Genomic DNA, 12,751 nt, shown 5'->3' with positions numbered 1-12,751 from the left:
GCGCACCCTGCTGACGCTGCCGCTACTTTGCGCTGCCCTTGCGGGGCTTCAAAAATCCGGCCTCTTCGGTCTTTGCGCGCTTCTGGGTCCGTTTGTCTTTGATCGACAACTTGGCTTCTTTTTTGTCGCTTCCGCCGCGCGGTGATTTCCCTGCCATGACGAACCAACTTTCTTTTGTGGATGTCGAGCGTGGCTTGACCATACGCCTCACCGAGCCGAATAGCACTCCGGATGTGGCGAACAGTTGTTGGGTCGCTGCCGCGGCTGGCGCGCACCGGCAAATCGAATGCGGCTAACTCTGCAAAATGTGGCGGTCTGAGAATGAAAACGCGCAGCGTCTTAGGTTGAGGGGTGCACCGGTGATGCGGCGAATGCGTTCACCGCATCTATTGGCCCCTCAATCAAGAATCGTTCAGGGGCGCGGGCAGGATCAGCGCGTTCCCACACAAAGAGAGCAAGGTCTTCGCAATGTGCGCTGACTCGAGTTGACTGGGCTGGTGCGCTGTCCAACAGCTGCCAGTCCTCGCTGAGAGTCCACTGCCGGTCCACGTCGATTGCTGAAAGCACGAGAGGCCGGGGTAGCGGGGCGAGGTGCTTGCGGGATCGAGACAGGAACACTTCCAAGAGCTCATCGATACCGTCCGCGTATGTAGCTGCGTCGAGCTCACTCGCTGGCGCAAGCGTTGCTTGCCCCGAGGCCCGGATGTCAATCAGATGCTTTGTGGTTTCAAACAACATCCTGCGCGTCCAGAACGCCGTGGTCCCCGCGGAGTTCACCAAGGTCCAGCAGGGACGTTCCGGGTCAGCTTCGTTGAGCGCCACCAGCAGCGTGTTTCGACACTCGTCGAACCACACCACGAGATCTTTTTCCGGCGCGGCGGGAACCTGTCTCCGATCGGCTGTTTCACCGCTTGAAGCAATGCCGGCCCCCCACAGGTAGATGCCGCCGAGATGGTCGACAAGCCTGCTGATCGTTGGCCACGCTGCGGAGGGAACGGGTGCTTCTAAGTCGAAGTTGCGGACTTCTTGGGAAAAGCATTGGGAAACCTTGGCCAACAACACACTTCGACGAGCGTGGGTGACCATCATGAGCGAAACAATACCAGTGGCAGTTGGCCTTCGCGAGTAGCTTTGTTCCAAAAGTTAAGCGGACAAGCCTGCGCGGCCGACAGCGTTTTCGCTTTACAACGGAACGAAGTTGCAACGAGAAAACCAAGCTAGTAGGGCGGACGGGACTTGAACCCGTGACCGAACGATTATGAGTCGTTTGCTCTAACCAGCTGAGCTACCGCCCCGTGTCCGCACGAGTGCGAACGCGTGTCTACGTTACCGGCAAATTGGGCACGCTAGGTGACACGTCATCCAGCGAATTGAGCGCGTCGTTCAGCGAGCCAGCTGATGCACCTTCGTGCTTTCGCTGCCTGCTTCCGTTGCATGGCGCGAGGTCGCGACCTGAATAGAGATTCCCACGGCGACGAGCACACTGAGCAGCAGTGCAACAACGCCTGCCCAGAATGCCACACCGTAGGCATCCGGTGTGGGGATGGTATCCATTTGCGGCTCCATGTAGATCCACATCGTGACGCCAGCATTTACACCCAAGGTGACTATCGCGACAGGAAGAAGCCACGCACCGATCAACAGAAGTCGCTGGCCCATGAGAATCTCCTTGCGATAGCTGACGTAGATGATGAGACAGAGTTAGAAACGAGGCTAGCTCAGACATAGTGCGAAGGCACTCCCTTGTACGGCATCCTCACAAAGAACGTGAAGCTAGCGTTCATCCAACGCTCGTAGGTTTGCGCTATGACCGATTCACAGAAAGCGCAGACCACAAGTCCAGCCAAGTCGGGGGCCCGCAAAACTCGTCAACAGAATGCCGAGAAGGGCTTCACCGCCTCGAAAGGGCTTTCCGACAAAATGCAACTAGTGCTTGTTGACCTGCTCGAACTGCAATTGCAAGGCAAGCAGGCGCACTGGAATGTTGTCGGCAAGAACTTTCGCGATACCCACCTCGTACTCGACGAAATCATCGACGCCGCGCGTGGCTTCAGCGACACCATCGCCGAACGGATGCGCGCACTCCACGCCACACCAGACGGACGCAGCGACACCGTAGCGGCCACTACAACGCTGCCCGAGTTTCCCGCCGGCGAGATCAGCACGACAGACACCATCGACCTGCTCACGGAACGCCTTGAGGGCACCGTCGCCACCATCCGCGACGTTCACGACCCCATCGACGACGAAGACCCCACCAGTGCAGACCTGCTGCACGCCATCATCGAAAGCCTCGAGCAGTACGCCTGGATGGTCTCAGCCGAGAACCGCACCCCCACAAAAAAGTAGGCTCCACGCCTGCCGTGCACAACGAATCGATTGCTGTGCCACGCGAGAGCGTCTCCGATTAGGAGGCGCTCTCGTTCTTTTTCCCTAACGCGGCCGGGTCGGTGACCTGTTCACCGCGATACAAGCTTTCGAAAGTATCGAGCGTGCGCTGGATGTCGTGGGCCGAGACGATCGCTAAGCTTTCCTTCTTGAACTTCAGAATCTCCTCCGCTGGCATCGTCAACACCGCGGTGAGCTTCGCCGCCAAGTCTTCGACATTGCCAGGTTCAAACAGGAATCCGTTCTCGCCGTCGTGAACAAGGTGAGGTAGCGCCATCGCATTGGCGGCAACAACAGGAAGACCCGAAGCCATCGCCTCCATTGTTGAAATGCTCTGCAACTCCGCAATGGATGGCATGGCGAATACTGAGCCGCGTTGGAGAGCGTCACGCAGCTCATCCTGCTCAACAAAACCAGTAAGCGTCACACGATCCTCAAGCCCCAAAGACGTCGCAAGAGCACGGAGTTTGCCCTCAAGCTCTCCCCCGCCCACAATCTCCAACTTGGCATCGAGCGCAGGATCCATGATCCCCAGAGCACGAATCAACTTGTCGATTTGCTTCTCTTCAGCCAAACGCCCCAAAAACACAATCAGGTTCTCGGGCTTCGGATCAAGATTGCCGTTGTAGCCATCAGCATCAATGCCACACGACACCGCAATAACATTGCGAACCACGGTGTTCTCTTCAAGATAGTCAGCAGCGCGGCGTGTGGGAGTGGTCACTCGCTCCGCACGAGCAAAGGAACGACCAGCCGCAGCCCACCCCATCCGGATGGCCTTATCGCGCATGAACTTCGGGATGACGCGCGCGTGATCGAGCAAATTCTCCGGCATGAAATGGTTAGTGCCAACCAATCGGATACCGCGCTTGCTGCCCTCAATAGTCAGACCGCGCCCCACCACAATGTGCGATTGAAAGTGGATGACATCGGGCTTCACTTGGTCAAGAATGATCACCGAGTGGGGTCTTACGCGCCACGGCAACATAAATCGAAGCCAGGGGTGGCCAGGCCACTTCCACGAGTAGAGGCGGTGCAGGGTCATCTTTTGACCCTCATGCTCCTCCACCATCTGACCGAGCTTCGTGTTGGAGTACGACGGCGCAACAATATGCACGTCGTGGCCACGCTCGGCCAAACCGGCCGCTAGACGAGCAATGAACGTAGCGGCACCATTAATTTGGGGCCAGAACGTGTCAGCACCAATGAGGATGCGAAGTCGCGGTTTGCCCTCGTGGGGCGAGCGTCTCACAGCGGAATTCACAGTCGAAGAGTTCCTTAACAATTTTTCGTCACGAGCCAACTCGTTTACACCCCGGTCAGGTCAACGGCACCTAATAACGTACCCCACCACACCCTCGTGCGGCATCTGCTCCGCCGAGCATCCGAAAAGCTATCCCTTGAGTTGAGGATGGTGCTTCGAGAGCGAGAAGACACCAAAAATTGCGACCGCACCCGTAATCACAAATGCAATGACTGCCCACAGTGGAGCATTCGATGCCTCACCCAACACAATGATGCCCACCGTCACCGCAACAAGCGGATCAACAACGGTGAGACCGGCAACCACCAGATCGGGTGGGCCCGACGCATACGCAGTCTGCACAAAATAAGACCCCAGCAAGGATGCCGCGATAAGTCCCACAATGCAGAGCACCGTCAGAAGATCAGTGCTCTCAATGCCGGACCCCAAAATCATGATGGTTTTGATGCGATCAATGACAACTTTTGCGAGCGTCGCCACAAAACCGAAAAGCATTCCAGCGCCAATTATGTAGAACACGGGCGACGCATTCTTACGAAAAATCATAAACAGCGTCACCCACAGCGCCAAGACAGCCACCAAAATAATCAGAACCGTCGACAACTCACGCTGAGTGATCACCGTCGACTTCGCGAACACCGCTGCGAGCGCAACAAAGACACCAACACCGCCAACGCACATCACGATTGCGCGGATCGAAATGGCATCCAACGTGATCTTGGTGATGCGGGCGTTCATTATCGCCGTCATGACCAGAGCTACGGCACCGAGTGGCTGAACAACCATGATGGGCGCAATTGCCAAGCTCGAGAGCTGAAACACAATCGCCAGCCCCAAAAACAGCGTGCCCAGAACCCACGAAGGCCGGGCAAGGAGCGCCTTAAGCTGGGCAAAGTTCAGCCCAGATCGTGCTTGCTCGCCGTAATGTTCCTCCAGGCGGGCGACACCACGGTGCTGAAATTGGGCACCCAGCGACAGCAGAACGGCACCGATGAGTGCAAGCGGTATTCCCACAACTTGGGTCGGAGTGAGAGTGATCTGATCAGTGAGGTCAAAAATCTCCGGTGGCACCCGTCAAATGTACTCGGTTCAAGCGAGATATTCTTAGTACATGGCCGTACTTCCCATCATTATCACCGGCGATCCGGTGCTCCACACTCCTGCGAATCCGGTAACGGCCTTCGACCGCATTCTGAACACGCTGGTTAGCGACATGTTCGAAACGATGGATGAGGCGCCAGGGGTCGGCCTTGCCGCACCCCAGGTCGGTGTTTCGCAACGCATATTCGTTTACGACTGGACCGACGACGACGACACTCACTGGCACGGAGTCGCCATAAATCCAGAACTCTGGCACTCCCCCACCCCCATCCATGAACCGAGCGAGGCGGATGAAGAAGGGTGCCTTTCCATTCCCGGCGAACGATTCGGGCTGGTACGCGCCGACCGCGTCATCCTGCGAGCCGTAGATCTCGACCAGAAGCCTTTTGAAATCGAAGCATCCGGCTGGCTTGCCCGCATCTTCCAACACGAATATGACCACCTTGACGGGGTGCTCTATGCCGACCGCCTTCGTGAACCCGATGCCAAAGCCGCGGCGAAGGCCATCCGCAAGCAAGGCTGGGGTCAACCAGGAAACTCCTGGCTGCCCACCGAAGAACAACTTGACGCCTAGAGGAAGGCCCGAATCGCTGCCGCGACGAGAGCCGCAGCGATAATCACGAGGATGAACGGCGCCCGGAGTGCGAACAGCACCGCAGCCACAACCACAGCCGGGAGCCGGGCATCCACTTCGAAGCCTCGTGTCGAACCAAAGCTCTGCACGACAACCAGCGCCGACAGTAGCGCAACGGTCAGTAGGTTTGCGAGCCGCGCTGCCGCAAGCACGGGGATGCCAGCAGGGAGAACGGGCATCAGCGCAGCGGCAACGGCGACCGCGCCAACAGCGACAACAATGGGTTGCAGTTGCTTAAAGGCGAGGCCGCCGCAGGCCGAGTAAGGCTGCGGCAGCCGCCGCATCGAGACCGTACTGCCTCACATCGCCCAACTGATCGCCAATTAGAGCTCCAATCAACGTGGTGAGGTTCCACCCGACGTAGATGACGAGGCCCGTCCACCAAAATCCGGCGCGTTGGCGTGCAAGGGTCGGCTGTGCCGTCGCTACCGCCGACGGCAACTCCACCGGGAGCGAGAACCACCACCAGGGCAAATTGGGACCCACCAGAGAACACCAGCAGGCTCAATGCACAGGTTTGCCAGACATCCAGCCCTGCGGCAACCGAGAGCGCACCGAATGAGATTCCGTAGGCGGCAACGGCGAGACCGACCGCGAAACTTGATCGAATGGCCGAAGAGATTTAAGGCGAACGCGTGCGTCAATTCTCTGTCACACAGCGCGCCCTGAGGAAACGAGTCCGGTTTCGTAGGCGATCACAACCAATTGAACGCGATCGCGTGCCATGAGCTTCGCCATGATGCGCGAAACGTGCGTCTTAGCAGTGAGTGGGCTGAGGAAGAGTTTCTCGCCGATCTCCGCGTTCGTGAGCCCCTGCCCAACGAGGGCGAGAACTTCGCGCTCGCGGGTCGTGATGGCGGTGAGGATGCTGTTGTCGATCACTACGGACGATCCACCAGCGAATCTGGCGAGCAGTCGCTTCGTGACTCCCGGGCTCAGCAGCGCGTCGCCAGCAGCAACGACCCGCACCGCTCGGATGAGCTCCACCGGTTCCGTATCTTTCACTAGGAAACCACTCGCGCCAGCCCTGATCGCACGCGCGACATACTCGTCGACCTCGAACGTCGTGACGACCACTATTCGAGTCGCGGCAAGTTCAGGGAAAGTAGCAATTTGTTCAGTGGCCCACAGTCCGTCGCCATCCGGCATCCGGATATCCATCAGCACTACGTCGGGGCGCTCACGTCGCACAACCTCGATGACATCGGTGCCCGTCGCAGCTTCGCCAACGACCTCAATGTCATCTTCAGCGTCGAGCAAACTGCGGAAGCCCGCACGAATCAGCTGCTGATCGTCAGCGACGACAACCCGAATCATGTGGATGCCGGTCGACGCGGAATACGCGCTGTAACGAGCGCGCCACCCGCTGTTGATTCGCCCACGTGGAGGGTGCCGCCCAAGAGGTCAGCTCTTTCGCGCATCCCTAACAAGCCTCGCCCCTCGTTGTCGACGGAGTTATCAAACCCCACACCGTTGTCGGCAATAGTAACGAGATAGTCGCCGCCGTCGTAGCCAACGCTCACGCTGACGGCGGTTGCCTTGGCATGGCGAACAATATTTGTCAGTGACTCTTGCACGATTCGGTAGAGAGCAAGTTGCACTGCGGTGGGTGTCTCCGGTGTTACCTCGCACGCGAGCAACACTTCGAGCCCCTGAGAGCGCACCGAGTCGACCAGGCTGGTCAATCGTGAAAGATCGGGTTCGGGAACCGGCGGGACCGCATCGTCATCGACGGTGGCACCGTCAGAGCCTTCGGTGCGCAGCATGCCCAACAGTGATCGCACTTCATCGAGCGCTTCCTTACTTGAGCTCTTGATGCTTGCGAGGGCTGCTTCTGCCTGCTCGGGCTGCTTGTGCATAAGATGAAGCCCCACACCCGCCTGAACGTTGATCTGGCTGAGTGAGTGCGCCAAAACATCGTGAAGCTCGCGGGCAATTCGAACGCGTTCGGCTCGCAATTCGGCTTCACGGCGGTCAGCAAACGCCTGCTGAAACTGCACGAAGTGTTCACCACGACGCCGATAGGATTCCGCGAATCCTAAAACAAGCAGCAATCCGAGCGTCGTCACGACGATGCGAGGTGGTTCGAGTGCGATACCAACCAACAACGCGGCCAACAGTGTCGCCTCCCACACGACGATCAGCGAAATCCAGGTCCACGTGCGCGCACCACGCGAAACTGCGATCACTATGGCAAATGCCAACGCCAGATACGGCGGCGAAATCTCGGAATACCCGAGCAAGAAGTCCGCGGCGCCCAGGGCCGACAGGCTGGCAATGATCGGCCCTGGGTAGTCGCGCGCCCAAATCAACAGAGCGGGGCCAAGAACTGAGAGCAGGATAAGAGCGACGCCCGGCAGGCCAAAGTCGTTGGCTCGAATAACACTGATCACGGTGATCGGCACCTGCACAAGCAAAGAAACCACTACGGGCAGCCACCGCCGCAGCAGGGCTGACCGTCGCGAGACGGGAAAGCCAAAGCCAGGGCCCTTCATCATCGCGTCAGCCATTGCACTGGCAGAACGAGACGATTGATCGGATGAGGGCATGCTCCGATGCTAGTTGGCCGTCGACGCGCACACATCGGCTTTGCGGCGCACACCCCGCTACTCCCTACGGAGTAGTTGACGCCTGCGGAGCGAGACAACGAACCACGCCAGAATGCAAAAAATCCCGGCCACCTCAGTGGCCGGGATTCAGAAGCTCCTCGACTTGGACTCGAACCAAGAACCTACCGGTTAACAGCCGATTGCTCTGCCAATTGAGCTATCGAGGATCGCTGTGCAACTCGTCTACATTAGCAAATGATTGTGCAGTTCTAAAACCATCAGACGATTCGCGCCAGGTAGGTCGGCGAAAGTACCCTGGTTGGCGGAGCAATCAGCTTCGGGATGCCGTTCTCATCGATGCGGAAGCTGGCGATCGTATTCGAGAACTGGTTGCTCACGTGCAGTACGTCATCGTGCATCACGAGGTGACGTGGCCAATCGCCCTCACAGGACACTGCTGTGAGGGGTGCAACACTGCGACCGTTTTCGGCAATGGTGAGCACGGCGACGAGGTTGCTGCGCCGAAGGCCGACGTAGGCATGTCGACCGTCGGCGGAGATCGCAATCGCAGACGCGTGGTCGCCTTCGCTAGCACCCGGAAGGGCAATCGAGCAGAGTTTGTGCAGTTCACGGTCGCGCCACTCAAAGATGAGAAAGGCGAGCCCTAGTTCTCCCAGAACGTAGAAAAGGTTGCCGGGGCGAGCCACAATATCTCGAGGCCCGAATCCTGCCGGCAGGGCCACCTCATCCACTGGGGTCAGAGCGAAGTCGTTGTAGTGCAAGATTCGGATGCGGTCGGCCCCGAGATCGAGGGCGACCAGCGTCTCGTCGTCGACAAACAGCGAGGAGTGAGCGTGCGGACCGTCCTGCTGGGGGCGCGGTCCCCTGCCTGTGGGCTCTGATGCCGACCTGTATTCGAGTGCTGATGGCTCTCCTGATCGCTCAAGCACGCCAAGCGTGCCGGTGCCGTAGTTCGCAGCAACGACAACAGAGTCCTTTACCGTCAGGTGGCACGGATACTGCCCCCCGCTGGATGCCGTGCTCTGGTTAGTTAGCGCCTCGCCGTCACGGTCGAACGTGACTACCTCGCCGGAGCCCTCCAGCGTCGCGTACACGCGGTCACCGTCGACGACTATGAAGGACGCCGAGGGCGCTTCTGCAGCTAGGTGCGACAGTTCGAGTGCCCCATCGCTTCGGCTGCGCATAACCGAAATTCCTTCGGATTCGCCCTCCATGTCAGGGCCCCATCCCCCGACAAACCAGGTGGAACTAGAGTTCGCGGTCCGACTAGCGCTGTTCACTTCTCAGCTCCACCAGCGAATGTGCGAGTCCCTGAACGTAGGGGTGCCACGGGTCAGAAAGAACATCATCAAGTTCACCGATACCCACCAGGATTCCCCGGTGCATCACGGCAATGGTGGTGGAGATGCGGCGAACAGCGGCCAGATCGGCGGTGACCAGGAGCGCCGAAAATGCTCGATCCCGCTGCAGATCGACGATGAGATCGAGAATGGCCGCACGCACGTTGACATCGATTCCCGCGGTTGGATCATCGGCGACCAGCAGTTGCGGTTCAAGAATCATCGACCGCGCGATCGCGACTCGCTGACGCTGCCCCTTACTCAACTCGTAGGGATAGCGATTCATTACGGCCAACGGCAACCGAACCGTGTCGATGAGCGTCGCTACCGCTTCGGCCGCTTCACGCTGATTGAAACGGCGATCGCGCACAAAGATCGGCTCGGCAATGTTCTCCCCTACAGTGAGGCGCCCGTTGAGATGGTTACCTGCGTCTTGAGGCAAATAGCCGACCTTCAGGCTCAGGTGGTCACGCTTACGTCGACTCACTGATCGGAGCTCGGTGCCCAGAACGCTCAACTCACCGCCGCTAAACAACGGCGATCCATACGCGCCCGTCTCAGCCTGAAGTGCAACGGCTTTAGCGAGGGTGCTCTTACCGGAGCCACTCTCACCCACGACGGTCAGCACTTCACCTGCAGCAATCTCAAAACTCAGCCCGTTGACGGCAACCGAACGTGTTTCTGGATTGCGCGACGGGTAGCGCAGTGACAGGTCACGCGCGTTCACTGTCGGCTGAGAAGAAGTCACCTCAATAATCTACGGCAGTCAGCGACCTCAGCGCTTCACGACGCTCAGCCTGCTCACGCGGATCGGGCACCGGGAGCGAAGCAAGCAGACGTTGCGTGTAAGGATGCTGAGGGTTACCGAGAACGTCAGAGCCGACGCCCTCCTCAACGAGTTTCCCCTTGTAGAGCACCGCGATTCGGTCCGAGAGCATATCAACGACCGCGAGATCGTGGCTGATGAACAGCGCCGCGAATCCGAGGTCGCGCTGCAGATCAGCGAATAGCTCAAGGACCTTCGCCTGAACAGATACGTCAAGCGCGCTGGTCGGCTCATCGGCAATCAGCAGTCGAGGCCGCAGTGCGAGCGAACGAGCGAGGCTTGCGCGCTGGCGTTGGCCACCGCTCAGCTCATGCGGGTAACGATCCCCGAATGCACGGGGCAATTGCACCGCTTCGAGCAGTTCGTCAACTCGGCCACGGGCATCCTTAGAGTCCCGCGCCTGATCGTGCACGATGAGCGGTTCCGCAACGCACTCGGCGATTGTGAGCAGCGGATTGAAGCTGGATGCCGGATCCTGAAATACGAACCCGATTTCGCTACGAACGGGCCGGAACTTGCGCTCTTTGAATCCGAGCATCTCGTGACCAAGAACCTGAAGCGAGCCGCCCGTGATCTTGTTAAGGCCGCCAATCGCACGACCGATTGTGGTCTTACCCGAACCACTCTCACCGACAAGGCCAAGAACTTCGCCGGGAGAAATAGTGAAACTTACTCCATCGACGGCGCGGAAGGGCTGCTGGCCGAAACGACCAGGGAACGAGATCTCAAGATCCTTCGCCACCACGACGGGCTCGACCTTGGTGTCGCCTCCTGCTTCCTCACGGTCCACGACTCGAGCCGCGGCTCGCGCCGCACCCGTTCCAATGCGCGGAACAGCAGCAAGTAGCTTCTGGGTGTACGGATGCTTCGCAGAATCGAACAGCTGCTGAGCGGGAGCCTCTTCGACCAGCTTGCCCTGATACATCACCGCCACCCGGTCAGAAAGATCGGCCACGATACCCATATTGTGAGTGATCAGGATGATCGCCGCACCGAACTCATCGCGGCACCGGCGAAGCAGGTCGAGAATCTCAGCCTGCACTGTGACATCCAGTGCAGTGGTTGGTTCGTCGGCAACAATCAACTCAGGCTCAAGCACAAGAGCCATCGCGATGACAACGCGCTGCTTCTGACCACCAGAGAACTGGTGGGGGTAATAGTCGACTCGCTTCTGGGGCTCCGGAATACCCACCTTGCGCAAGATCTCGATCGCCTTGACGCGCGCCTGCTTCTTACTGACCTTGCCGTGGGCCCGCAATCCTTCGGCAATCTGCCAACCAACAGTGAATACCGGGTTGAGTGCAAGCGACGGCTCTTGGAACACCATCGCGACGTCGACACCGCGCAATTCGCGCATCCGCTTTCCTGACATCCCAATGACGTCTTTGCCATTGAGCAGGATTGCACCACGCGCGACAGCTGTTTCAGGCAGCAGACCGAGAACGGACTTAGCTGTGACACTCTTTCCGCTGCCACTCTCGCCGACGATCGCCAGTACCTCGCCAGGGGCGAGAGTCAACGAAACATCGTCGACGGCTTTTACATCTCCACCATCGGTGGCGAATGTTACTTCGAGATTCTTGATTTCAACAATGTCGCTCATGAGCGAGCCTCCACAGGATCGATCGGTGTGTCATCGCCATCAAGGTCAACCGTGGTGAGAGCTGACGTCTCGAGAACCGGGGCCGACGCGTCAGCACGACGACGAGTGCGCAGTCGTGGATCAGCGAGGTCATTGAGGCTCTCACCCACCAGAGTGATTCCCAGCACAACGAGCACGATAGCCAAACCGGGGAACAGTGACGTCCACCAGATACCGCTCGTGACATCCGAAATAGACTTGTTGAGATCGTAACCCCACTCTGCTGCCGCAGACGGTTCGATACCGAAACCGAGGAACCCCAGACCCGCGAGCGTCAGAATTGCTTCTGAACTGTTGAGAGTGAAGATCAACGGCAGGGTGCGGGTGGCGTTGCGGAACACGTGGCGGAACATGATGCGTGGAGTGCTCGCCCCGAGAACCTTCGCCGACTCCACATACGCTTCCGACTTGATTCGCACCGTCTCTGCACGGATCACCCGGAAATACTGCGGAATGTAGACCACCGTGATCGAGATTGCCGCCGCAAAGACGCCGCCCCAGAAACTCGATCGACCACCGCTAATCGCGATCGCCGCAACAATCGCGAGCAACAGGGTCGGGAATGCGTACACAGCATCTGAGATGACCACCAGAACGCGGTCAATCCAACTGCCGATGTAGCCCGAGACCAGCCCAAGAAGCACGCCAGCAAAGATCGACAGCGCAACCGCAACGACGATTACGAGCACTGCTGTGCGCGATCCCCAGATCACCCGCGACAGCACGTCATAGCCACCGACAGTTGTGCCCAGGATGTGGTCGCCGCCCGGAGGCACCTGTGCGCCAAAGGTGCCAGCGTCATCGCGTAACTGCGCGAAGCCATAAGGAGCGAGCAGAGGCGCAAATAAAGCCGTGAGCAAGAAGATCCCCGTCAGAACAAGGCCGGCGACAAGCATTCCGCGCTGCAGCCCAACTGCTTGACGTACTTGGTGAACGACGGGTAAACGCCGCCAGATAGACACGAACCGTGAGGGTGTTGTAGCCAT

Annotated in this window: 15 protein-coding genes and 2 tRNA genes; 2 read left to right on the top strand and 15 right to left on the bottom strand. The window is 58.8% G+C overall.

The window, feature by feature from the left end:
• Window positions 1-22: 22 nt before the first annotated feature.
• The 4 genes from AADH44_RS05610 to AADH44_RS05595 form a co-directional block, all read right to left on the bottom strand.
• Window positions 23-157 (bottom strand): hypothetical protein, encoded by a 135-nt coding sequence (locus AADH44_RS05610; protein ID WP_341954615.1) that lies wholly within the window; start codon window positions 155-157, stop codon window positions 23-25.
• Window positions 158-339: 182 nt separating this feature from the next.
• Complete coding sequence (locus tag AADH44_RS05605; RefSeq protein ID WP_341954613.1) at window positions 340-1,089, bottom strand: maleylpyruvate isomerase N-terminal domain-containing protein; 750 nt, start codon at window positions 1,087-1,089, stop codon at window positions 340-342.
• Between the two features lie 132 nt (window positions 1,090-1,221).
• Window positions 1,222-1,295, bottom strand: a tRNA-Ile gene (locus AADH44_RS05600).
• Window positions 1,296-1,383: 88 nt separating this feature from the next.
• Window positions 1,384-1,659: a hypothetical protein gene (locus AADH44_RS05595; RefSeq protein ID WP_341954611.1), complete on the bottom strand. Its 276-nt coding sequence runs from the start codon at window positions 1,657-1,659 to the stop codon at window positions 1,384-1,386.
• Window positions 1,660-1,806: 147 nt separating this feature from the next.
• Between AADH44_RS05595 and AADH44_RS05590 the strand changes: the two genes are divergently transcribed.
• A complete protein-coding gene (locus tag AADH44_RS05590; RefSeq protein WP_341954609.1) occupies window positions 1,807-2,349 on the top strand; it encodes a DNA starvation/stationary phase protection protein in 543 nt (180 codons plus the stop codon).
• A gap of 58 nt (window positions 2,350-2,407) precedes the next feature.
• On the opposite strand, the gene AADH44_RS05585 is transcribed toward AADH44_RS05590, so the two are convergent.
• Both AADH44_RS05585 and AADH44_RS05580 read right to left on the bottom strand, forming a co-directional pair.
• Window positions 2,408-3,640 (bottom strand): glycosyltransferase, encoded by a 1,233-nt coding sequence (locus tag AADH44_RS05585; RefSeq protein ID WP_341954607.1) that lies wholly within the window; start codon window positions 3,638-3,640, stop codon window positions 2,408-2,410.
• A 141-nt stretch (window positions 3,641-3,781) separates the two neighbouring features.
• On the bottom strand, window positions 3,782-4,723 hold the full coding sequence (locus AADH44_RS05580; protein WP_341954606.1) for a DMT family transporter: 942 nt from the start codon (window positions 4,721-4,723) through the stop codon (window positions 3,782-3,784).
• A 40-nt stretch (window positions 4,724-4,763) separates the two neighbouring features.
• On the opposite strand from AADH44_RS05580, the gene def reads away from it, so the two are divergent.
• Entirely contained in the window at window positions 4,764-5,327 is a 564-nt protein-coding gene (gene def / locus AADH44_RS05575; protein WP_341954605.1) for a peptide deformylase, read from the top strand.
• Here def and AADH44_RS05570 read toward each other — a convergent pair.
• The 9 genes from AADH44_RS05570 to AADH44_RS05530 all read right to left on the bottom strand — a co-directional run bounded on the left by AADH44_RS05570 (window position 5,324) and on the right by AADH44_RS05530 (window position 12,751).
• Window positions 5,324-5,671, bottom strand: a complete 348-nt coding sequence (locus AADH44_RS05570; protein ID WP_341954603.1) for an AzlD domain-containing protein — start codon at window positions 5,669-5,671, stop codon at window positions 5,324-5,326. The genes def and AADH44_RS05570 overlap by 4 nt on opposite strands.
• The gene (locus tag AADH44_RS05565; protein ID WP_341954601.1) at window positions 5,622-5,873 is read right to left on the bottom strand and encodes a hypothetical protein; all 252 of its coding nucleotides are present in this window, start codon (window positions 5,871-5,873) and stop codon (window positions 5,622-5,624) included. Before AADH44_RS05565 ends, AADH44_RS05570 begins: the two co-directional genes overlap by 50 nt.
• A 165-nt stretch (window positions 5,874-6,038) precedes the next feature.
• On the bottom strand, window positions 6,039-6,704 hold the full coding sequence (locus AADH44_RS05560; protein ID WP_341954600.1) for a response regulator transcription factor: 666 nt from the start codon (window positions 6,702-6,704) through the stop codon (window positions 6,039-6,041).
• Window positions 6,701-7,936 (bottom strand): sensor histidine kinase, encoded by a 1,236-nt coding sequence (locus tag AADH44_RS05555; RefSeq protein WP_341954599.1) that lies wholly within the window; start codon window positions 7,934-7,936, stop codon window positions 6,701-6,703. The genes AADH44_RS05560 and AADH44_RS05555 overlap by 4 nt, the downstream gene beginning before the upstream one ends.
• A gap of 154 nt (window positions 7,937-8,090) precedes the next feature.
• A tRNA-Asn gene (locus tag AADH44_RS05550) sits at window positions 8,091-8,163 on the bottom strand.
• A 51-nt stretch (window positions 8,164-8,214) separates the two neighbouring features.
• Window positions 8,215-9,171 (bottom strand): beta-propeller fold lactonase family protein, encoded by a 957-nt coding sequence (locus AADH44_RS05545; protein WP_341954597.1) that lies wholly within the window; start codon window positions 9,169-9,171, stop codon window positions 8,215-8,217.
• A 52-nt stretch (window positions 9,172-9,223) separates the two neighbouring features.
• Window positions 9,224-10,045 (bottom strand): ABC transporter ATP-binding protein, encoded by an 822-nt coding sequence (locus AADH44_RS05540; RefSeq protein ID WP_341954595.1) that lies wholly within the window; start codon window positions 10,043-10,045, stop codon window positions 9,224-9,226.
• 1 nt (window position 10,046) lies between these two features.
• The gene (locus tag AADH44_RS05535) at window positions 10,047-11,726 is read right to left on the bottom strand and encodes an ABC transporter ATP-binding protein (protein WP_341954593.1); all 1,680 of its coding nucleotides are present in this window, start codon (window positions 11,724-11,726) and stop codon (window positions 10,047-10,049) included.
• Window positions 11,723-12,751, bottom strand: a complete 1,029-nt coding sequence (locus AADH44_RS05530; protein WP_341954592.1) for an ABC transporter permease — start codon at window positions 12,749-12,751, stop codon at window positions 11,723-11,725. The genes AADH44_RS05535 and AADH44_RS05530 overlap by 4 nt, the downstream gene beginning before the upstream one ends.

The sequence above is a fragment of the Salinibacterium sp. TMP30 genome (assembly GCF_038397785.1).
GTDB lineage: Bacteria > Actinomycetota > Actinomycetes > Actinomycetales > Microbacteriaceae > Rhodoglobus.
This window is presented reverse-complemented; position numbering and strand designations above follow the sequence as displayed.